The 21,238-nt window shown below is 53.2% G+C and carries 17 protein-coding genes, 2 tRNA genes and 1 pseudogene; 3 read left to right on the top strand and 17 right to left on the bottom strand.

Annotated features, from left to right (window positions below; translation table 11 throughout):
- Positions 1-42: 42 nt before the first annotated feature.
- The 16 genes and pseudogenes from G7K71_RS00380 to G7K71_RS00305 form a co-directional block, all read right to left on the bottom strand.
- Positions 43-1,266, bottom strand: coding sequence for a (Fe-S)-binding protein (locus G7K71_RS00380; protein WP_166342743.1), 1,224 nt, complete (start codon positions 1,264-1,266; stop codon positions 43-45).
- 114 nt (positions 1,267-1,380) lie between these two features.
- Complete coding sequence (locus G7K71_RS00375) at positions 1,381-2,220, bottom strand: FAD/NAD(P)-binding protein (RefSeq protein WP_166342741.1); 840 nt, start codon at positions 2,218-2,220, stop codon at positions 1,381-1,383.
- The gene (locus G7K71_RS00370; RefSeq protein ID WP_013822579.1) at positions 2,217-3,239 is read right to left on the bottom strand and encodes a 4Fe-4S dicluster domain-containing protein; all 1,023 of its coding nucleotides are present in this window, start codon (positions 3,237-3,239) and stop codon (positions 2,217-2,219) included. The genes G7K71_RS00375 and G7K71_RS00370 overlap by 4 nt, the downstream gene beginning before the upstream one ends.
- Before the next feature lie 7 nt (positions 3,240-3,246).
- On the bottom strand, positions 3,247-4,209 hold the full coding sequence (locus tag G7K71_RS00365; RefSeq protein ID WP_041282841.1) for a Coenzyme F420 hydrogenase/dehydrogenase, beta subunit C-terminal domain: 963 nt from the start codon (positions 4,207-4,209) through the stop codon (positions 3,247-3,249).
- A 175-nt stretch (positions 4,210-4,384) separates the two neighbouring features.
- Entirely contained in the window at positions 4,385-4,837 is a 453-nt protein-coding gene (locus tag G7K71_RS19160; RefSeq protein ID WP_013822581.1) for a hydrogenase iron-sulfur subunit, read from the bottom strand.
- 87 nt (positions 4,838-4,924) lie between these two features.
- A complete protein-coding gene (locus G7K71_RS00355; RefSeq protein ID WP_013822582.1) occupies positions 4,925-5,815 on the bottom strand; it encodes a CoB--CoM heterodisulfide reductase iron-sulfur subunit B family protein in 891 nt (296 codons plus the stop codon).
- 3 nt (positions 5,816-5,818) lie between these two features.
- Positions 5,819-6,391 carry a 4Fe-4S dicluster domain-containing protein gene (locus G7K71_RS00350; protein ID WP_013822583.1) on the bottom strand — a complete coding sequence of 191 codons (573 nt, stop codon included), beginning with the start codon at positions 6,389-6,391 and terminating at the stop codon, positions 5,819-5,821.
- 17 nt (positions 6,392-6,408) lie between these two features.
- A complete protein-coding gene (locus G7K71_RS00345) occupies positions 6,409-8,418 on the bottom strand; it encodes a CoB--CoM heterodisulfide reductase iron-sulfur subunit A family protein (protein WP_166342739.1) in 2,010 nt (669 codons plus the stop codon).
- Positions 8,419-8,645: 227 nt separating this feature from the next.
- On the bottom strand, positions 8,646-9,440 hold the full coding sequence (locus tag G7K71_RS00340; RefSeq protein WP_013822585.1) for a methyltetrahydrofolate cobalamin methyltransferase: 795 nt from the start codon (positions 9,438-9,440) through the stop codon (positions 8,646-8,648).
- 29 nt (positions 9,441-9,469) lie between these two features.
- The gene (locus G7K71_RS00335) at positions 9,470-10,420 is read right to left on the bottom strand and encodes an acetyl-CoA decarbonylase/synthase complex subunit delta (RefSeq protein WP_166342737.1); all 951 of its coding nucleotides are present in this window, start codon (positions 10,418-10,420) and stop codon (positions 9,470-9,472) included.
- A 40-nt stretch (positions 10,421-10,460) separates the two neighbouring features.
- Positions 10,461-11,219 (bottom strand): AAA family ATPase, encoded by a 759-nt coding sequence (locus G7K71_RS00330; protein ID WP_013822587.1) that lies wholly within the window; start codon positions 11,217-11,219, stop codon positions 10,461-10,463.
- A gap of 146 nt (positions 11,220-11,365) precedes the next feature.
- Positions 11,366-12,703, bottom strand: a complete 1,338-nt coding sequence (gene acsC, locus G7K71_RS00325; protein WP_166342735.1) for an acetyl-CoA decarbonylase/synthase complex subunit gamma — start codon at positions 12,701-12,703, stop codon at positions 11,366-11,368.
- Positions 12,704-12,828: 125 nt separating this feature from the next.
- Positions 12,829-15,031, bottom strand: a pseudogene (gene acsB, locus G7K71_RS00320) (acetyl-CoA decarbonylase/synthase complex subunit alpha/beta).
- 27 nt (positions 15,032-15,058) lie between these two features.
- Complete coding sequence (cooS, locus tag G7K71_RS00315; protein WP_166342733.1) at positions 15,059-17,074, bottom strand: anaerobic carbon-monoxide dehydrogenase catalytic subunit; 2,016 nt, start codon at positions 17,072-17,074, stop codon at positions 15,059-15,061.
- Positions 17,075-17,320: 246 nt separating this feature from the next.
- A complete protein-coding gene (locus G7K71_RS00310; protein ID WP_166342731.1) occupies positions 17,321-18,082 on the bottom strand; it encodes an AAA family ATPase in 762 nt (253 codons plus the stop codon).
- Between the two features lie 231 nt (positions 18,083-18,313).
- Positions 18,314-18,625: a phasin family protein gene (locus tag G7K71_RS00305; RefSeq protein WP_166342729.1), complete on the bottom strand. Its 312-nt coding sequence runs from the start codon at positions 18,623-18,625 to the stop codon at positions 18,314-18,316.
- A 272-nt stretch (positions 18,626-18,897) separates the two neighbouring features.
- Between G7K71_RS00305 and G7K71_RS00300 the strand changes: the two genes are divergently transcribed.
- The 3 genes from G7K71_RS00300 (at position 18,898) to G7K71_RS00290 (ending at position 19,802) form a co-directional block, all read left to right on the top strand.
- Positions 18,898-18,975, top strand: a tRNA-Pro gene (locus G7K71_RS00300).
- Positions 18,976-19,051 (top strand) — tRNA-Lys (locus tag G7K71_RS00295).
- 541 nt (positions 19,052-19,592) lie between these two features.
- Complete coding sequence (locus tag G7K71_RS00290; RefSeq protein WP_013822593.1) at positions 19,593-19,802, top strand: 4Fe-4S binding protein; 210 nt, start codon at positions 19,593-19,595, stop codon at positions 19,800-19,802.
- A gap of 28 nt (positions 19,803-19,830) precedes the next feature.
- Here G7K71_RS00290 and G7K71_RS00285 read toward each other — a convergent pair whose 3' ends face one another.
- On the bottom strand, positions 19,831-20,985 hold the full coding sequence (locus tag G7K71_RS00285) for an RtcB family protein (protein WP_166342727.1): 1,155 nt from the start codon (positions 20,983-20,985) through the stop codon (positions 19,831-19,833).
- Between the last annotated feature and the right edge of the window lie 253 nt (positions 20,986-21,238).

Raw genomic sequence — 21,238 nt, 5'->3', positions numbered from 1 at the left:
GGTTAACTTTGCTGGGAGCAGAAGTGGGTGTATTCGGCTGGCCTAAGCTTCGGGTTCTTTTTCGGGTATAATCAGGGCTCTTTCAACAATGCTGCAGATATGTTCCATCTTCATGCCCAGCTTGTAATGTTTGTTGAGGTCATTGAACTGGTCCATGCAGTTGTGGCAGGGAATAGCCACAATTTTAGCTCCTGTGGCCAGAAGCTGGTCCACTTTGCGCTTACCCTTGATTAAACGCTGTTCCGTATATTCAGGCATGGCCAGAGCACCGCCTCCGGCACCGCAGCAATAATTCCACCGCCCGTTGGGAAACATTTCCCGGAAGTCCATTACTGCAGCCTTTAATACCCGGCGCTGCGGTTCTACTACCCCTTCTTTGCGCACCAGGTTGCAGGGATCATGGAGAGTGACCGGTTCGGGGTTCTTGGTGGGGTCCAGCTTAATCCGCCCTTGCTGGATCCACTCGTCCAGGACCTCCAGAATGCTGCGGATGGGGAACTGCGGTCCCTTCCAGAAGGTGCGGTAACCCCAGCGTACGGAACGGAAGGCGTGGCCGCATTCGGTAACAACCAATTCCTTGGCCTTTAGCCGTACCACTTCCTGAAGCATTGGTTCAGTGATTTTCCAGAAATCTTCGTCCTTACCACTGAAAAGGGCCAGGTTAGTGGCATCCCACTTTTGGGAGCTCAGGGTATAATTGGCCCCGGCGGCATAGAAAATCTTCAGGATGTTCTGCAACTCGTTGGGGTAATACTTTACCTCCCGGGCGTTGAAGCCAAAGAGGAAGTCGGCTCCCTCCACATCAACAGGAATGCGATAATCAGGATCACCCAGTTCAGCCTGCAGTTCTTCCTGGAGCCACTCCAGTGTTTCCATGTATTCATCGGGCTGTACATCCATCTGGTTGCCGGACCTGATGGTGTCGTCAACCACCTTTTGGAGGAAACCGGGTGAATCGGTGCGGAAATTCCCGCGAATAGCCCTGGTAACGGCAGCAATGTTCACGCACATGGGACACTCCACCGTACACCGTTCACACATAGTGCAGTACCAGATGAAGGGATCTCTTAAAATTTCTTCCCGCATCCCCAGGATTACCTTGCGCAGCATTTTGCGGGGATCATTATCGGGGTGCAGGTCGGAGAAAGCGCACCCGGCCGTACACGCACCGCAGGCTAAACAGTTGGCAAAGTCCAAACTTTTCATCTTTTCCGCTAACTCATCCCGGAAAGTGGGGTCCAGTTCTGCGGCCACGATGGCTTTCATATTAGAAACCTCCCCTCTGGGGCTTTTTGATTGACCATCCCACACACACAACCCTGCGGCCTTGCGCCGGTCTTACCTTTAAGCCGGCGCAAGCCGGGGGTTGTTTTTATCTTTCTAGTATTCGTTAGGTAACTGGTTAAGTTGGGCCCGGGTAAAGACCGGACCATCTTTACAGACGTATTTATTGCCCACGTTACACCGGCCGCACATGCCGATGCCGCATTTCATCCGGTTTTCCAGGGACATGATGATCCGCTCGGGGGAAAAGCCCAGTTCCTCGAGCACCGGCATGGTGAACTTAATCATCACCGGTGGGCCGCAAATTACCGCGTACGCATTTTCCGCGCTGGGAGCTACTTCCTTGGTTACTGCCGGTACAAAACCCACCCGGCCATTCCATCCCTCTACCGGGCGGTCAATGGTGCAGATCAGATTGATGTCCGAACGCTTTTCCCATTCGGCCAGCTCGTCCTTGTAGAGCAAGAGGCCTGGATTGCGGGCGCCATAAATTACCGTCAGTTCTCCGTAGTCTCCCCTGTGGTCGGGATGGAGAATGTAGGTAATTAGCGATCTTAATGTGGTGAAGGCAAAGCCACCGCCAATTACTACCAGGTTCTTGCCCTTGAACTCCTCTATGGGATAGTTGTTGCCCAGTGGTCCCCGCACACCCAGGACGGTGCCTTCAGGGAGCTGGTGCAGGGTTGTGGTCACCACACCTACTTTGGCCACCGAAAACTTCAGGTGCCCGGGTTCTGTGGGTGAAGAGGCAATGCCGAAGGGAGCTTCACCTACACCAAATACGGATACCTCGGCAAATTGGCCGGGTAAATATTGGAATGACTTCTCGTCTTCTTCATTTAGGAACTCCAGGGTAAAGGTATGAATAAGCTTATCCTCGGTTTCCACAAAGTTTTTAACCAGCCGCATGGGAAGTGGAAGATAGGGGTTTTTCATTGCTTATCAGACCTCACTTCCGAACCCTGGATCTCCGCTAACACTTCCCGGATGTCCAGATTAACAGGGCAGTTTATAATACACCTGCCGCAGCCTACACAGGCTATGGCGTTGAAATTGTCCACGAAGTACTTGAATTTATGCATGACCCGTTGCCGGAACCGTTCCTTACCCGTCGGGCGGGGGTTGTGGCCGGAACCGTGGAGGGTAAAGAGCGGGAACATGCAGGCATCCCAATTGCGTATCCGGCAGCCTTCGTTTCCCTCAGCTTCGTCTACAATGTCAAAGCAGTGGCACGTGGGACAGGTGTAAGTGCAGGCGGCACACCCCAGGCACTTCTCATGGATCAGGTCCCAGATGGGGTCATAGAAAATAACATCCAGCTTGGACTTTAACCCTTCCAGATTTACTTGGGTAGAGAGCGCCGCACCTTCTTTCACTCTTCGGGCAGTTTCCTTCGCCTCCTGGTCGGCGGCGGGCAGCTCCATTCCGGCGAGCAATTCTCGACCTCTGTCCGTCAGCACCTCCACCACGTATCGGTCACCGATGTCCACCAGCAAGAGGTCCAGGCCTTCGGTGGCAAAAGGACCCCCGCCCAGCGAAGTGCAGAAGCAGGTGGATGCCGGTTGATTACACCCCAAGCCCACCAGTACGGTGTTGTTCCTTCTGGTCAGGTAGTAAGGATCATGATATTTATCACTCTTAAAGACGCCGTCCAGAAGGAGAAAGCTTTTGGCGTCGCAGGGCCTTAAGCCGACGATAATTTTTTTGCTTTCATCAATTTGCTCTGTTAATTGCACGCCATCGTTTTCACAGCGATAGCAGAAGAGTTTTTCCGAACGTGGAAAGAGAACCTCTTTGGGTGGGACCTTGGAGTTGGTATAATTCAAGGTTGCCTGGTCGCCGGAGTTAATTTGCTTGAAGCAGAAATAGTCACCCTCTTTTATCGGGGCAAATACCTGATAAGCCTGCATCAACTGATTGAGCCAATCGGTAAGCTGGCCTTTATTTAAAAGCAACACTCTCTCACCTCCCGTCTTGATTAAAAGTGGCCGGGCTTGTTGTATTAATTGGTGCAGCTAACGGAGGTTTTTGATCCAAGCTGACCCCGGCGGTATAACCAAACAGCTCCTGAACATCCTTCACCATTTTGCGGGTTAAGGTACGCAAATCAATGCCCATGGGGCAGGCACGGTCGCATGCTCCACAGTCCACGCAGCGCCCGGCCAGGTGAAGTGCCCTTACGGCCTGGAAAAAGACGTTATCCTGAACATTCAGGGATGACTTGCTAAGCCACTGGGGCATGGAGCAATCGACAAAGCATTCTTCACAGAAGCACATGGGGCAGGCCTGCCGGCAGGCATAACAGCGAATACAACGGGACAGTTCCTGGATAAGATAGGCCCGTTTTTCCGCCGGTGCCTTGACTTCAAAATTAGCCACGTCGACAAAACTGTCGGCTTCCTTCACCGGAACCGGCTCGCCCATCATGATGTCGAACAATACCGGGTTTGGGTGCTGGCAGGTTAAACAGGTATCGTGAAGCAGTTGTTCAAGGGGAACAGATTCGCTAAATTCTTTTCCTTTTAATACGACCTGGCCGTCCCTTATTTCTGCTTCCAGCAACTCCTTTCCTGCCAGCAGACGGGTTACTTTCTTGCGGTCAATCATCCCCCGGCAAGGTACACCAATAACCACCAGTTTGTTGCGGTCGATCTGGTTTTCTTTTATAAGCTCTACTATGGAGCGGCTGTCGCAACCCTTGGCCACCACGGCCACTTTTTCCGGCCTCTGGCGCAGGTAGTTAGCCAGGTTGTTTTCGCAGCCATAGCCCCAGACCAGCCTTTGTGCCTCCTCTGGTTGGCGAACAAAACAGGGGGTATTGCGCAAAGGGAGACTCCCCTCTGCAAAACCCACCACTAGCTCAACTTCCTTGTTTTGCAGGAGTTTTTGTGCCGTTTCTTGAATCGCCCTGGTTAATTCGCTCATTATTATAAACACCCCGCCTTCTTGACCCGACCTTTATTGGGACTCGGTTCCTTCACCGAGGTAAGTACTCCGTTTACCTCTAGATTTTTAACCTTCCCTCCTGCATTAAGGAGCTTTGGGCAAGACCGACAACTCGTTTGTAGGTGCCTTTCCTTAACCCTTACAAGGGGTCCCGTTAAACCGCGGTTCCCTCAATTCCTTTCTCCTGGCCATTCGTGATACGCAACGGGTTGGGACCCAGCTCCTGCAGCTGAGTAGTGAAATCTCTTACCGTCTCGGCAAACTTGGCCCCTTCCGAAGCGGAAATCCAGGCCAACCGGAGCCGCTCCCGCTCAATTCCCAGTGTATCTAAAAGCCGCTGGGTAATCTTGGTGCGCCGTTCAGCATTATAATTGCCACTACCATAGTGGCAGTCTCCGGGGTGTCACCCGCCTACCAGCACGCCGTCAGCGCCGGCAAAAAGGGCTTTCAGTATAAATAACGGGGAAACCCTTCCAGAGCAGGGCACCCTGATAATCGTCACATTCGGGGGGTACTGGAACCTGAGAGACCCGGCCAGGTCTGCACCTGCGTAACTGCACCAGTTACATAAAAAGGCAATAATTTTTGGTTCAAACTCTGTCCGCATTACCCTTTTTCACTCCTTTCACTGCCCAAAGAAAAGCCAGAAGCTGAGAAAAGCTTACAGTTAATTAAAGGCAGAGATGATCTTTTATCATCCTTCCAAAATCCTGTTTACAACGCGACTTACATCCGTTTTCGCCAGACCGGTAACCTTCTCCGGATCGGCTCCCAGGCATAACGCCAGAACCTGCATGATGTGGAGGACGGGAATCTCGAAATTAATCTTCTTGCCGCTACGCAGGAGTTCCTGGGCTGTGTCGAACTGGATTAAGCAGGAACTGCAACCGGTCACAATCAGGTCGGGATTAACCTCGTTTTTCATGGAGATAAGCTTTTTCTCCACAAGCTTTAAGGATTTTTCCATGTCGGTGCTCCGCATAGCACCCATACCGCAACAGTCGATCAAGCGGGTATAATGACCAACTGTAGCGCCCAAGGCCTCACACATTTCCTTGAGCACCCTGGGGTGGAAGGGATCTTCTTCCTTGTCATAGTAAACTTTGCTTGGCCAGAGGGTGTGACAACCGGGCTGAAGAGCCACTGTAAGGCCGTCGAGTTTATATTTAACGGCCTCTTTAATCCTGTCAGGTCCAAGCTCATGGTATAGATAATAGAAAGCGAGCCTGACATTGCTGGTTCCCTTATATTCCCTGCCAATATCCTTAAGAATCTCGTTGACCTGGGCCTTTATCTCCGGGTGGGTATCCATCTTGTACTTTGATTCAGCCAGGCTACCGTAACAGCTGCCGCACACGGTGACTATGTCCAGGCCCTTTTCCTCAGCTATGGTATGGTTTCTAGCTCCAACGGCGCACCAGCCCACCACGTCTACGGAGGGCATCGTCCCCCAACTGGGACAGCACGACTGTCCTTCAAGGTCGTCCAGTTCAATCCCCAGTGCCGGGAACGCATACCGTACCGCCTGCTCTAAATCCGGTCTATTAAACGCCGTGTTGCAGCCGACAAAAAAACCTACCTTCATTGGCTACACCTCACAAGTTTCCTTTACGCCGGACTCGTCCATGGGGATAATCCCCAGGTCGGCCAGGGCTGTTTTTCGTATGACCGCCTGCAGTTCTTTCAAAGCTTCCGGGTTCGCGACCGTGGAAGGCGGCTTTTCCGGCAGACCAACTTTTGCCCGCGTGTTTCCAGCTCCCGCCAGGTAAACGGCATGGCCGGTATCGTAAAGGGACTTAAGACCTTCAATGGAAAGGGTAGGCAGGGCAAACTCCCTTATCGCCACTCGCCGCATGGCTTGAATGATTTCAAAGGGGTTAACCTCCCGTGGACATACTTCGGTGCAGCGATTGCAGGACTGACAGGCCCAAATGGATGAATCGTCCAGCAATGCGTCGCGCAACCCCAGGAAGATCGCTTGAATAATCCGCTTGTTGAAAAAGGGAAAGCCAGCCAGCACCATAGGGCAGGCGGCGGCGCATTTGGCGCACTGGATGCATTCCATCAATTCCTCGCCGCCTAACTCTTTTATCTCATTAACTAGACTGGAATCGCCTTCCGAGAGGTTGATTACCCCCGTTGCTACTTGATCGCTAGACACTCGTACCACCCCCGAACTCAGCAGGCTAAAGCTTTAATTTGTGCGTGGATCTGGGCGTTGGTAAAGCCGTGCAGCGTGATGACTCCCGACGGGCAAGCCGCTGCACATACGCCGCAGCCGGCACACAGGGCTTCGTCAATTTTGGACCGCAGCCTTCCTTTATCCTCCACCAGGCTGATGGCCGAGTACGGACACAACTGCACGCAAGTACCGCAGCCGGAGCACTTCCTCTGGTTCACTTCAGAAATCAGCGGCTCCACAATTACCTTGCCTAAGGTGAGAGGTACTGCGGCCGCTGAAGAAGCAGCCCGTGCCTGGGATACCGATTCGGGAATGTCTTTGGGACCCTGCGCACAACCGGCGATGTAAATGCCCTTCACTGACGTTTCCACCGGATAGAGCTTGGTGTGCAACTCCTTCATGAACCCTTCGCTGCCGCACGTGATACCCAGCTTCCGGCCGAGTTCTTCGAGGCCCGGCGCAGGCTCGATAGCCGTGGCCAGGACCACCAGGTCGGCCTCCAATTCTACGGGCGCACCCAGGTCAACGTCGTAGGCGCGCACCCTTAACCTGTCGCCTGGCAACTCGTCTACCGCCCCGACACGGCCGCGAAGCATCTTGATACCGAGATCACGGCAGTAGTTGTAGTACTCCTCGAAGTCTTTACCGCCGGTTCGCACGTCAATGAAGAAAATGTAAATGTCAATATGGGGGTACTTCTCCTTGATCAACCGGGCTTCCTTGAGCATGTACATGCAGCAGACCTTGGAGCAATAGGTGTGGTATCTCTTATCCCGGCTGCCAACACAGGAGATAAAGGCGATGGTCTTGGGCTTTTCACCGTCCGACGGGCGTTTCAATTGGCCTTCCGTGGGACCGGTTGCCGATAGGATGCGCTCAAGTTGCATGGCCGTGATAACGTTGGGTGATTGCGGTGAATACTCTTTGAACGGCGTTTTGTCCATCACCTTGTAACCGGCAGCCACAATGATGGTACCCACGTTGAGCTCGACGATCTCGCCTTCGGGGTTATACGCCCTTGAACGGTCACACGCACCGGTTTTACATGCCTTCTCACACGGGGCAAGGATGGGTTCGCCAGTTTTGGAATGGGTCTTCGGCTGGGTACCGATAATGCGCTTCGCGCAGTTAAGGCAGTGCGCAATATCCACAACCGCCCGTTTCGGTACGGCCTGCGGAAACTCAATATAAATAGCCTTGCGGTTATTCATGCCCTCGTTGAAGTCGTTGGGCACCTTGGCCGGGCAGGCATTCACGCAGTCGCCGCATCCGGTACACTTATCCCAGTCAATATACGTCTGTTTCTTTCTTACTTTCACTTTGAAGTTGCCGACGGAACCCTCTACGGATTCCACTTCGGAGTAAGTTAGAAGTTCAATATTCGGATGGGTGCCCACCTGTACCATGATGGGGGTCAGGATACAGGCCGAACAGTCATTGGTGGGGAAGGTTTTATCGAGCTTGGCCATATTGCCACCAACGGAGGGGTTTTTTTCCACCAGGTAGACCTTATAGCCCATATTGGCCAGATCGAGCGCTGCGAACATACCGGCAACGCCACCGCCAACTACCAGCGACGCGCGCGTTACTTCCACAAATCTGTCCTCCAGGGGCTCCAGGAAAGCCGCCTTCGCTACGGCGCTGGCAACCAGTTTTTTCGCTTTTGCGGTGGCTCCCTCCTTGTCTTGCCAGTGCGGCCAGCTATCCTGGTCACGAATGTTCGCCATTTCGAGGAGATACTTGTTGAGCCCTCCGTCCTCCACCGCCTTACGGAAGATTGGCTCGTGGGTGCGGGGAGTACAGGCTGCCACCACCACCCGGTCAATGAGGCCGTTCCTAATATCCTGCTTGATTAATTCCTGTCCCGGATCCGAACACATGAAAAGATAGTTCCGTGCAAGGACTACCCCGGGGAGCTTCTCGGCGTATTTTCTCACCTCTTCTACATTCACAGCACCGGCGATATTCTCGCCGCAATGGCAGATGTAGACGCCAATCCTAGGCACTATATCCCCTCCCGAAAAGAACAAAAATAAGAGTGCGTTGCGACCTTTGTTTTTTAGGCTACCTTCAACTCGTGGCTTGAGGGATTAAAGCGTGCGGCTTTTGTGAATACAGGTATTATAATTCGTCCATGGATCCTGCAAATCCTGCAAATGTCCTTAAAATTTTTAAACAAACCAAGGGGAAAACGGCCTGCAACCGACCGCTTTCCCCTTTTGAGGCCGTGACCTTACCGCTGCCTGAAGGTCTTTAAGAAGGAGTCGCAGTAAATGTCCTTATTCAGGAGGATATTGGCGGCAGCCACGGCATCCAGCAATTCCTGGTCTTCCAGGTCGGCAATGGCTGAATCCAACCCCGCGGCCATGCACATAATAAGGAAAGTCCTGTTTATCAGATGACGGTTGGTGCAACGCTGGGAGGAATTGCTCAGGCCCAGTGTGGTCCGGGGCGGTGGAGCGGCCAGGGTTTTGATCTGGCGAATGGCTTCCAGCACTTCGGGTCCATGGTCCTGGGCTACGTTGCAGGGCAGCATCAGGGGATCAATGTACAGGTCTTCCATGGGGATGCCATGGGCGTCGGCATTAACCACAATTTCCATGGCCAGGGCAACCCGGTCGGCCGCACTCTTGGGTACGCCCTTCTCATTCATGGCCAGGCCAATGATGGCAGCATTGTATTTCTTGGCCATGGGGAAATAGATGTCCATTTTCCACTGGTCGGCACTGGTAGAGTTGATCATGGCCTTACCCTTGTGTACGGCCAAACCGGCCTCGATGGCTTCCGGGTTGGTCGAGTCAATGCAGCAGGGCAGGGGTACGGTTTCCTGGGCGACTTTTACCAGCCACTCCATTACCGCCGGCTGATCCTTGGGGTCCACGGTGGGGCCGGTGTTAATGTCCAGGTAAGCGGCACAGTTTTCATACTGGCGTTTGGCCCAGTAACGGACGGGTTCCGGGTCCTTGTTTAATATGGCTTCCCGGATATCCTTGAACATGCCATTGATCCGCTCACCAATGAGGATCATGTTTTAACACCTTCCTTTGCTTTTTTTAATTAATAGGCATTGGACTGCATCAATTTGTCGATGTGGGCCCGGAATTGTTTGAGTGATTCGGGATGCCGCATGACAAACAGGGATCCGCCCGCCTGGGCAAAAGCCACGGCAGTGGTTACTTCCCAGAGGATGGCCCGGCGCTCCTGGTTCCCCCATTCTGGCGCCTCCTCCGTGGTGCTCTTGGCCTCCTTGGTTTTCCAAACCTCCTGGCCCAGCAGGCAGATGACAGGCATGGCCATCATTTTGTCGCCCGTAAGGGCACCGATACGGGTCCGTTCCATGATGGAATAGGCATATTCGATGCCGTAACCCAGGGCGCCCACCGAGGGGTCAATGACAATGCGGTTGGCGGCCAGGTTCATTTCCGTAATTAAAATGTTCAACTGCTTTTCCAGGTTGATGTCCAGGGGGCTGGAAGCAATGATGTTGTGGCCGTGTACCATGCAGGCAGCAGTAATTGTCTTGTAGTTTTCCTGCGTGGCACAACCCAGGAGGAAGTTCCGGCCGGATAGGGCTTCGGCCACTTTTTCCAGCACCTGGGCGTCTTTTTCTTCTACACCGCAGCCAAGGATGATTAAGGGAACATTTACGGCGTCAGCCACCGCCTTGGCCACCTGGGCGCATTCCTCCGGACTGGTATTTTTATTGTCCGGATGAGCACTGACCATGGTCAGGCAGACCAGATCCGCCCCGTATTCCACACACTTTTTTGCCCAGGCTACGGGGTCGTTTAATACACCGGCGTAGGCGCTGGCCAGAACTTCCGGCCAGCCGGTGGGTTCCATGTCCCAGACTTCCAGGGCCACCGCGGGCCGGTTGGGCATTTCTCCTTCAAAGTGCAGGAAGGGCAGGGTGCTCTCGCCCCCGATTTTAACGATGTTCGGCTCGGTTCCCAAAACCACTTCTGCAACCTTGTTAGTCCACCTTTCTTTGGCTATGGTAACGGCCATGGTAGACGCTCCTTTCTCTTAGATAAGTAAATGCATGAAATTAGAGGATGGCTGTTTTACGCATTATCTCCGTAACGGCAGCAACTACGAGGGAATCATCGGGTAGCTCGACCAGTGGCTTGCCCTGCAGGTCATACTGGAAAACCTGCTCATCCCGCGGAACAGCGCCAATTAACTCCAGGCCTGTTTTCTGGATCTCGTCCTGCAGGGCTTCCACTGAGCCATCGTTAACTTTGGTTACCACCAGGTACATTTTTTTGATCTCCAGGGCCAGGGATTCCACCAGCTCCTTTACCCGGCCGGCCGAGCGGATACCCCGGGCGCTGGCGTCGCTGGTTACAAAGAGAATATCCACATTCTGCGTGGTACGCCGGCTCAAATGTTCCAGACCTGCTTCGTTATCCATAACTACAAACGGGTAATTGTTACTCAGTTCCTGCATGAAGCCCCGCACCAGATTATTGACGTAGCAATAACAACCCGGTCCTTCGGGGCCACCCATTACCAGGAGATCCACTTCATCTCCTTCGGCTAAAGACTGGTGTACCCGGAAAGCTACGTACTGGTCCTTGGTCATGCCCGCCGGTAGCGGTTCCAGGTTGTTATTGATCCGGGCCATAATGTTCGCGATGGTATCTTCCACCTCGATACCCAGGGCTTCGTGCAGGTTGGCGTTGGCGTCGGCATCCACAGCCAGGATGGGCCCCTTACCTGCCTGGATCAGCTGTCTGATTAAAAGGGCGGCCAGCGTGGTCTTACCCGTTCCACCTTTACCGGCAATGGCAATGGTAAAGGCCATGAGTACCACTTCCCTTCTGGTGATTATTGTTCCGTTATATTCAGGTCGGGTAGCAGGAACGGTAACTTTTTACCAGGCAGTGCCCATACAGTGAAAAGCGCCCGACCAGCCACGGTTTACCGCCAGAGCCCGCTAACCAGCCCTGGCTAGGCGTTCCAGCGTTGCTTCAGGAAGGAAGGAATACCTGCAGATTCCCGCGGTCCCACCAGTACTTCCCAGCCGGAGAGTTCCTGGAGCTTGCCGCTCAGCACGGCCACCCCCCCGGGGATGATTACCTTGCGATGGGATACCTTTTCAGCAATACCGGAGTTTTTGAGCATCTCGGCAATTTTCTCGGCGGTGAATTTTCCAGCTGCCCATCCGGTAAGGACGGAAATGCCGTCGGTGTCTACGGGGAGAATATAACCCGGTACGCGGCTGGCTTCCACGTCCCCGGCCACACAGAAATAGGTAAGGGAGAAGTTGGTGGTGATGTAAACCGGGGAATCGGGGCCGGGATTGCCAATCTCGTAAATCTTGGATTCCACGGCGATTGGTTTCTGAGGGTCGGTGTAAATATTCAGACGCAGGGTGATCAGCGATAAAATGTCCGCCGGATCGGCCGTTTGAAGCACCACAATCCCCGCATACTTACAAATGTACACTGTGGCATCGGCCACGGCCTGAATGGGGTCTTCGTTGGTAACAAAGGTAATGGTGGGATAGCCAAAGGGGCGGAAACGCTTCAATGCTTGGCGGCGGATCTGGGTCTGGTCGGCCAGGACCTTATGGACTTCCCGGGCGCCTGAATCCAAAATCAGTTGTTTGTAACCCAGGGCCACTACCTTTTCCACCAACTCGGCCAGTCCATTGAGGTCGGCTCCCTTGACCACCATGGGGGCCTCATACTTCTTGGCCAGCGCGGTCATACCTTCGTAGTTGGCCGCGGTAGCCCCGCACAGCAGCGGCTTCTTACTGCCCACAACTTCCAGAGCTTTTTCCATGGCCGCCGTGTCTTCGGTAATCAAGATCAGGGGATATGCGGTGTTTTCAGCCACCACCTTCACTGCCGCGGCAAACTTATCCGCATCACCGGAATCATTTGTGACGGCTACCAGGTTCACACTGTGGAGCTGGCCAACCCGGTCAAAGACAAGCTTATTGATCTGGCCTACACGGGCGGCAATTTCTTCTTCGCCGGCGGTGTCGCTCACAGTGATGGCAATTCCCGTGGGATGTTCAAAACGCTTGTCATGGCGGAAGAGCACGGTTTCATTACCCAGCGTCAGCTCTTTTTCGCCTGTGCCAATCTTTACCAGGGCCACTGGCGGAGCGGAAGCAGCGCCCAGGGCTTCCTTTGCTGCTTCACTTACGTGGGGGCACTGGTCGAGACCAGCTTTACCGGCCGCCATGGCCATAGCAAAGGCCAGACAGGTCGGGTGACCGCAGTCCTTGCAGTTGGTCTTGGGCAGTTGCTTAAAAATTTCCAAACCTGTTAAACCCATTCTCCTCTTCTCCTTTCTCGTAATTAATTAACACATATCCGGAGGACACCTGCTATACAGGTGTCCTCCAGGATATGCTCATTTCTAAATCCTACAAATTGATTTAGTTGCGCGATTTAGGTTATTTAAAGCAGCGGTGGGAGGCTCAGGGCCGGGTGCCCCTTCTCCTCCAGGAAGGGCAGGATCTCTTCGCCGCTGGTGCCCACAGTTTCATCAGCAATCTTATCCACAAAGTCCCTGCCCAGGCCGGCTGCTTCGGCGGCTTCTTCCAGTTGCGGTCGCAGCTGGTCTTTCAGCGCCTTGGGCATCCACACCACCCGGGCCAGGCCGCCGTCGGCCGGGACAAACTTGCGGGATGCCAGGTAGGACTTACTGATACCCATGAACCCGGGCATCTGGGCACCGCCGCCAATGGTGCCGGCCATGGTGGAGAAGGTCATCCCCGAGGGGGTCATGCCGCCGTGCTCCCGGTTGACCACCATAAAGCCGTTGCACTCCGGCACCATGGCCAGGATGCATTCGAAGCAGCCGCAGGAAGTCATGGGATATTCCATGATGGTGTAGAAGTTGACCGCCTCGATGGTCCGCTGGGAGTTGGCGTGAACAAATTCGTTGACCGACTTCCACTGTCCTTTGACCGGATCTATAAGCCCCTCCAGCTTGATGGGCTGGTTTGGCCCGTGGGGGTTGATTTCATAGGAAGCCTTGGCGTCCAGCCAGCTCACCGCACCGCACAGGCCCGTCCGTTCGGGAGGAACGATGCACACGTGGGTGGGGGCAAAGGACTGGCACAGGGTGCAGGAGTAGAAGGTGTCCACGGTTTCATCCTTCAACTCCTTCAACCGGTCATCCCGTTTCTTGTAGTACTGCCGGGCCAGTTCCCGCATCTCCAGTACCTTCTGCTCGTCGGTGTAAATGGTTACCTGCACCCGGTCCACCACCGCGGCAAATTCCGATTTGAACTTGGCGTAGAGGATATTGCCCAGGTGTTTTAAGCGGAAGCCTTTGGCAAAAGCGCCATTGCTTATGCGCACCCACATGATGTCCCGCTGGGCCACGTGCCACAGACCTTCCCCGTAGTTGGTGAAGTAGTGGATGCGCCGCTCCAGCACGGGCTCGAAGTCTTCCTGCATCTTACGCCCGTAAACATCCACGATGATACCCAGGGGCATGGCGCTTCCCGGTTGTACGGTGTCGATGTCGGGACCAATAACCTCCACCTTGCCGTCTTCCACTTCGTCCGGGCCGGCCATGCGCACCAGTTCGAAGCTGGGAGTCCTGGTGCCGCCGAATTCCACATACATGTCCTTCTTGCGGATGGACTCACCCTCGAAGGCCGGGACCGACGGTGATGGGTGCATCGATTTCTATGCTGGTAATCTTAATTTCGCGCAGCTCCATGCCCAGCTGGATGGCTTTTTCCAGATCCGGCTCGTAGATAAACCAGTCCTTTATTTGCTTGTCTTCAGGCAGGGGCTGGTCGGTGATAATGGGAATGCCGATGTTGATTGCCCCCATGCAGGCGGCCGTCTTGACCATGTCGTGCTCGCCCAGGTAGAGCACGAAAGCACGGATCCGCCGGCGCTGGTAGTCCCTCTGGGCATCCCTCAAGCCCGGCTTGATGCCGCCGAACATCATGCCGGCCCGCAGGGCGTAGTTGGCGCAGTGGACCACCTGGGTGAAGTTGCCCAGGGGGTAGGCAATCAGGTCCACACCCAGCTTGACCCCTTCTTCCAGCAGCTGTTCGATAACCTCGTCACAGAGGAAAAGCATGAAGCCCATGCCCATTAACTTATTGACCACCCGGGCCAGTTCCTTGGGGTCCCTGGCCCGGCCCAGGATCAGGACTTCGCCGGGGATGGTCCAGTCCACCATCTTGGTGCCGTACTGGCGCACCACCGGGTCGCCGATAAAGCCGGTCCAGGGTGGGACGTGCAGGGGGTTCTCCGGGCTATACTGAAGGTAGCGAATGGCCTCGATAATGTCCGCCGCGTACCAGGTGGCCTCGCCGGCCAGCCGGGCATTGGTGAAGTCACGGAAGTCTTCCCTCACCTGGGCCCTAACCCGGTTCAGGATGGGAACCATATCGCCGAGAGTCTTAACCTCTTCTCCGCTCAAGCAGCGAATCACCGGCAGGTAATATGCCGTATCGGGATAACCCACCGGGTGGTCCGCCCCGTAGGTGCGAATGGCCTGGTTGAGCAGTATCTCGGCATAGCTCAACGCGGTGATAGTTCCTTCATAGGTCTCTTTAAAGAGCCGTTTGGGTTCTTTCCCCGGCTCGATCGCTCCTTCAAAAATCTGGTCAAAGTTAATTTGCTCAGACATGCTGGTTCCTCCTTTCGTCCTGGCTAATTAATAGTTCTGGCACAGGGCGGTTTCAAAGTCCTCGGCCACTTTGCGGTGCACGCCCAGTTTCCAGGTACGATATTCTAAAGCGCTGAGCATCTTTTGAGCGGCCACGTTGGGATCCATTTCAAAAATGAAGTACCCACCGTAGACGTCGCTGGCTACCTGGGTAAGGATGCTGTAAATGAGATCGCTGCCTTCTACGGGCGGCATGGAGCCCACGTGTACCGGTGTGCCCATGGCTACAAACCAGGAACCGATGGCCACTGCCTTGCCGCTCATAGCCTCGGGGGCGGATGCAACGAAAGGCACCTTGGGTGTATCTACGCCCAGCGTGTTGGCCATATCCATGAGCAGGTCGGAGGCTCGGGTATTATCCACGCAGGAGCCCATGTGGAAAATGGGCGGCAGCGGAGTGCTCAAATTGGCCTTTTCACTGATCCGGGCCAGGAATTTTTTCAGACCTTCGCCGGCAAACTCCATGGCTTCGGGAGCCAGCAGCCCCAGCTTGGCGCAGGCCTGGGCGGCACAACCGGTGGCTACGGTAAAGACATCATTTTTAATCATTTCCTTAGCAATGGTGATATGGGTGTCATCCTGGAAGCGTTTCAGGTTATTGCAACCTGCCAGTAGGGCCACCCCTTTGAGCTCGCCATTTAAAATTGCATCGGTAAGGGCCTTCACAGGATTGTCTGGCTCCACGGTGCGGAAGAGTTCATAAAGGGCTTCCAAACTCCAGCCGGCCACCACCTTATTCTTGATATTGGGAATGTGTACTTTGTTGGGGTCTCTTTGCTTAAAGGCTTCAATGGCCAGCCGGATTGCCTGTTTGGCATTTTCGATCGCTTTGGTGGTTTGGAAGTCCAGGTAATAAGATCCAGGAATTTTGGCAATAGGTGAAGTGGTGATAATCACGGTATGGAAGCACTCAGCAACGGTGCGGATCGACGGCATGATGCACTGCACGTCCACCACCATGGCATCGATGGCTCCGGTAGTAATGGCCAGTTCCTGGGAAGCAAAGGAGGTAACCAGAGGTACACCATGACGCATGAGCACCTCGTTGCCGGTACAGCAGATACCCATCAGATTGATGCCCGCGGCTCCGGCAGCCCTGGCTTCATCTTCCATTTCCCTGGCGGCCTGGACAATAATGTCGGAGAGGATCGGGTTATGCCCGTGGAGGACGATGTTTACTTTAGCCGGGTCAATGACTCCCATATTGGCTTCGCTGACCACCGGTTTTGGGGTGCCAAAGAGAACGTCGGAAAGGTCGGTGCCCACGTGCATTCCCGTATAATCCGCCAGCGCTACCCGCAGGGCGCTAAAGATAATGTTTACCGGGTCGTTATCCATACCGATATGTGCCTGGCTGACCAGTTCAGAAATGGTATTGTAAACACCGCTGGGCATAATGTTATGGGTGCGGAATTTTTCCAACCTTCCAGGGGTAATGGTAGTTTTTACCCAGGTGGACTCACCAAAGCCTTTTAACCGGCTGTAGTCGGCCAGGGCTGCTTCGGCCACTTCCTTGGCCAGTGTTATATCATCCTTGCCTTCAGTTTCTATACCAATGCGCTTGGCAATGCGGCGTAACTTATCGGGATCCTTGACCGTATAGTCTGGAGCATGCCCCTCTGCGCACTCCAGGAGTGTATGGGCCATATGGCTGGCATGCTCGCTGTGGGAAGCTGCACCGGTAAGCAGCATCAGGCCGACGCTGCGGGCCACAACGGTCCATACGGAAGCGCCACAAATTCCTTTACTGGCGGGACCTTCATCGGCTTTAATCCGGCAGGGACCCATCATACAAAAACGGCAGCAAATTCCTTTGTAGCCAAACTGACATTGGGGTTGCTGTGCCACCACCCGGTCAAAGGTGGTAATTACTCCCCTTTCCTTGGCTACATCGATCATTTCTATCACTGCCGGATCTATGGACCTTTTTACAACCTTCGGATCAACAACCCGGGGGGCATCCGAGGGCCGGCAGGTATGGCTGGGATCTCTAAACCTTGGCATTGCTTTAACCTCCTTGGCTAAAAAATTAGCTGGTTAGCAATTTTGTCTTTAATTTAGCTTAAGCTCCTGGGATCTACCCTTTTGCAGCTGGAATTACCTCTTTTAAACCAGTGGCTGTCTTTGGCGGCGTTGTTTTTCCGGCATCCAGTGTGGTTGGTGCCGGGGTCACCGAACTGTACCCACCCTTTAGACAGGGATGAATAATAGTATAGTAAAAAACTGCATATCCTCTCCCAACCCCGGTGTTTACCGATCACCTGCCTCTCGCAGTATTTTTTCGCGAACCTCCCTCATGCCGGCTAACAGTTCTCCCGCTGCATCTGAGTTCGGTTCCATAGCTTTTTCCCATATTTCGTTGTTGAACTCGATGAAACCCAATATCTCTTCCGGTGAAAAATGATTTTCTATATATTCCTTTTCCCGTGCAGTGCGAATCTTATTGCCAATGATCCTTACTTTGCGAATCCCCAGGTCGGCCGCTAACCGCTTGACCAGGTGCGCGGTATTTATGCTGTTGCGGCTAGGCTCCACCACCACCAGCATCAGGTCTACGCCTCTAGCTGTCCCACGGGACAAGTGTTCGATGCCGGCCCCCATATCCATAATTACTACTTCATTGCTATCCAGAAGCAAGGAAGAAACCACGGCGTTAAGGAAGGTATTTTCGCGGCAATAGCATTCCGAACCGCCTTTTTTAATTCCACCCATGCGGATAAATTTGATGTTTTTATACTGGTAGCTGTAATCATCCAGCACATCGTTCACTTGCGGGTTGAGAGTATAAAAGGCACCCTCTCCGGTTTTGGCCCGGATGAGATCCCGCATTTCCACAATGGGTTTTAATTCGCTGGCAACCTCCTCGGGGATCCCTATGGCGGCAGCCAGGCAGGCATCGGGATCGGCGTCAATGGCATAGACGGTTTGGTGGGTTTCCGCAAAGGACTTGACCAGTGCAGCAGCGATGGTGGTTTTGCCGACACCGCCCTTTCCGGAGATGGCCAGCTTCATTAAGTTTCACCTCGGGCGTATTTCATAAATACTTTTTCCATCTGCTGGGCTATAGTTATAAGGTAACTAAATGTGTTTCTTCTACAAAGCCGGGGGTAATTCCTGCTTCATCTTTATATTTTTAAAATTTTGAAGTTACGATTTCGACGTGGCTATTATTTTTCCTGCTGGCGCAAAGAAAAATTTTGAACTCATGCAGGTTTATATTCTATCGTTACCGGTGTGTTGAGCTCAGGTCTCGTTTTGTTTCTGTGATAGTTGTTCTTCCAGGCGGGCGACCCTGTTTTTAAGTTCCTCTATTTCTGCTCTGGTAACCAGACCCAGATCTTCTCTTAATTGGGAGATCTCCCGGCGCAGGGTTTCCGCAAGGTTAGCCTTTTCCTGCTCCCCTTTTGCGATTAGTTCCTGCAGAAAATTGCGTGCTTCTTCTCTGCTCATTTGTCCCCTTTCCACCAGCTCGTTGATCATTTTTTCTGCCCTTTCGGTGGTTAAAGCCAGGGCACCAATGCCGGCCAGGATTAACCTTTCGGCTGTCTTAAACATGTGTTTCCGCCTCCTTAAAGGTTATTGGGTTATCATTACCAAGTATAACACGTGTCAGGTAGCTTTTTAGGGATAGATTTTTGTAATTTTTACTTGAATAGGTATATAAAAGACTTTGCCGGGAAATACTAAGAATACTCCGCTTTGGTGAGTTCTATCTCTCCCCGTCCAGCGCAAAGCTGGACTTTTTTTTGATCCTGGTACCCTTGACGCCGGCGGTAGGGGAGATTATAATTAAATTTGTATCATTAAAGTTTGGCTTGTATTACTAGCGGGATGTGGCGCAGTTTGGTTAGCGCGCTTGCCTTGGGAGCAAGAGGCCGGGGGTTCAAATCCCTCCATCCCGACCAGGGCCATTAGCTCAACTGGTAGAGCAGGCGACTCTTAATCGTCAGGTTGGGGGTTCGATTCCCTCATGGCCCACCAGATAAGGCTTTCAGGGCTCAGGGGCGGCCGGTTTACGACAATCTTACGACAATGCGGAAGCCCCTGGCGCGTCCTTACTTTTCCCTTCCTTTGCGGAAGGGTTTTTCTTTTGCCCGAATACGGCATCAGCTTTCTCCGCCGCCTGCTCCATCAGTTCCGGCACCAGATGGTTGTGTGTGTCAAGGGTTATGGCGATCTTTGAGTGTCCGAGCATTTAGATTGGAAACCCCCGGGAAGAGTTAACTTCCCTGCCGGCAGTTAGGTACTGGGCCTGTTAACGCCAGAAATACGTGTTCTTTTTTTATATTCCGCCGCGTACCCCATATCCCATACCGGCCGGTATCCGGTGCTGGTGGAACCTGGTATGCGGTACCGACGGATTACCCCCTGAATGCGCCTTCTGATCAAAATAAGCCCTCCTTCTAAGCTTTTTATTAGTATTTTGTCTTGCCGCAATGTATTTTATTTTAAAAACTTTGGGAGGAATTTTTCCCGGGCTGTAGAAAGGGTACATACTAATGTTTATTAAGGGGGGGTTTTCTTGACAAAACCAAAGAAGTTTAAGTTTAATTACCAGATTAACCAGGAGCTTTGCATGTCCTGTGCGGCCTGTGAGCTGGAATGTAAGGATGGGGGCATTTATATTGACGACACGGTACACTATAATATTAACCTGGACAATTGTACCCGCTGTGGTCGTTGTTACCGTGCCTGCCCGGCAGGGGCAATTAGTAGAGTACCCAATCCTTAACGCATGAATGGTTGATGAACGCGGGTGCCTAACCTTTGACTACTCCCAGGGGCTGCAACCTGATCTTGATCTCCACCAAATCCCTCTGGTCTTCCATTACCTGATCAATATCCTTGTAGGCCTGGCGGCACTCTTCCGCCAGGTCTCCCTTTTTGGCCTTAAATAGCTCAACTCCCAGAGCCTGCATTTCTTTAATAACTTTTTCCACCGGTATGCGCCGGCGGGCTTCATTGCGACCCATTACCCGTCCTGCCCCATGGGAACAGCTGGCAAAACTTTCCGGATTGGCCAGGCCGCGGCAGATGTAAGACGGGCTGCCCATGGACCCGGGTACGATTACGTCCCCTACCGCCCGCACGGCCCCCTTGCGGTGTACCATCACCTGCTGGCCAAAGTGTTTTTCTAAAAAGGCGTAATTATGGTGCACGTCCAGTTCTTCTCCCCAGGTAAAATCAGGCAACAGGGAATGACAGATTTCCAGGATTACTTTCATCATATGAGCCCGGTTTTCCCGGGCAAATTCCAGGCAATACTGCATGGCCGCCAGGTAATTTTGTCCTTCATGGGTATCTAAAGGCAAATAAGCCAGTTGCCATTCCCGGGGTACTGGGGGACCATACCTCTCGTTTAAGTTTATGGCCAGGCGGTTGTAATAATCGGCCACTTTTTTGCCAAAGTTCCGGGAACCGGAATGCAGCATGATCCATACATGATCCTGGTCGTCCCTCTGGATTTCGATAAAGTGATTTCCGCCGCCCAGCGTACCCAGCTGGTACCTGGCGTTTTCCAGTTCTTCCCGGATTACCGGTACATCTGGGGCGCGGTGAAAAAGGGAGCTGCTTTGAGGTTTTTTATGATGGTTAAAGCCGGTGGGAATAGCCCGCTGGATCTGGTTTAGGATATCCCTTAAACGGGGCCGTACAGCTTCCACCGTCTGATTTGTTCTCACTACCCGCACCCCGCACCCCACGTCCACCCCTACGGCGTTAGGGATGATTACCCCTTCCGTGGCCAGCACTCCTCCGATAGGCATGCCGTAACCCTGGTGGACGTCGGGCATCAGGGCAATATGATGGCGGGCATACGGGTGATTGGCCAGGTGGCGGGCCTGTTCCAGGGCGCCCTCTTCCACCTCCCGGGCCCAAATTTTAATGGGTAGCCTTTCAGTTGTAATAATCCTCATTGTCCTCACCTCGCCAGCGACAGAACCTATTATACCACGGCCTCCCATAAAAAGCCAGGAAGGTTTTTAGAGGATTTTTAGGATATAGTTTGTTTTCATTGTACATACTTTAAGGGGACAAATTATATTCCGCGCAGGTAAAAGGCATGAGTATTAAGGAGGTTTGTAGCTTCTCTCGCAAAACGGGAAAATTTCTCACAGCAAAATGAAACAAAATAATTTTTATATTTATGCAATCCTAGCGTAGGAAATT

This window comes from Desulfofundulus sp. TPOSR (assembly GCF_011393055.1).
Classification (GTDB): Bacteria; Bacillota; Desulfotomaculia; order Desulfotomaculales; family Desulfovirgulaceae; genus Desulfofundulus; species Desulfofundulus kuznetsovii.
The sequence above is the reverse complement of the archived record's forward strand: the minus strand, read 5'-3'. Positions and strand labels throughout refer to the sequence as shown.

Excerpts from the sequence above, each read along its gene's own strand:
- G7K71_RS00380 (WP_166342743.1), bottom strand. The coding sequence starts at position 1,266 with ATGAAAGCCATCGTGGCCGCAGAACTGGACCCCACTTTCCGGGATGAG.
- G7K71_RS00375 (WP_166342741.1), bottom strand. The coding sequence starts at position 2,220 with ATGAAAAACCCCTATCTTCCACTTCCCATGCGGCTGGTTAAAAACTTT.
- G7K71_RS00365 (WP_041282841.1), bottom strand. The coding sequence starts at position 4,209 with ATGAGCGAATTAACCAGGGCGATTCAAGAAACGGCACAAAAACTCCTG.
- G7K71_RS00355 (WP_013822582.1), bottom strand. The coding sequence starts at position 5,815 with ATGAAGGTAGGTTTTTTTGTCGGCTGCAACACGGCGTTTAATAGACCG.
- G7K71_RS00340 (WP_013822585.1), bottom strand. The coding sequence starts at position 9,440 with ATGATCCTCATTGGTGAGCGGATCAATGGCATGTTCAAGGATATCCGG.
- G7K71_RS00335 (WP_166342737.1), bottom strand. The coding sequence starts at position 10,420 with ATGGCCGTTACCATAGCCAAAGAAAGGTGGACTAACAAGGTTGCAGAA.
- G7K71_RS00330 (WP_013822587.1), bottom strand. The coding sequence starts at position 11,219 with ATGGCCTTTACCATTGCCATTGCCGGTAAAGGTGGAACGGGTAAGACC.
- acsC (WP_166342735.1), bottom strand. The coding sequence starts at position 12,703 with ATGGGTTTAACAGGTTTGGAAATTTTTAAGCAACTGCCCAAGACCAAC.
- cooS (WP_166342733.1), bottom strand. The coding sequence starts at position 17,074 with ATGCCAAGGTTTAGAGATCCCAGCCATACCTGCCGGCCCTCGGATGCC.
- G7K71_RS00310 (WP_166342731.1), bottom strand. The coding sequence starts at position 18,082 with ATGAAGCTGGCCATCTCCGGAAAGGGCGGTGTCGGCAAAACCACCATC.
- G7K71_RS00305 (WP_166342729.1), bottom strand. The coding sequence starts at position 18,625 with ATGTTTAAGACAGCCGAAAGGTTAATCCTGGCCGGCATTGGTGCCCTG.
- G7K71_RS00285 (WP_166342727.1), bottom strand. The coding sequence starts at position 20,985 with ATGAGGATTATTACAACTGAAAGGCTACCCATTAAAATTTGGGCCCGG.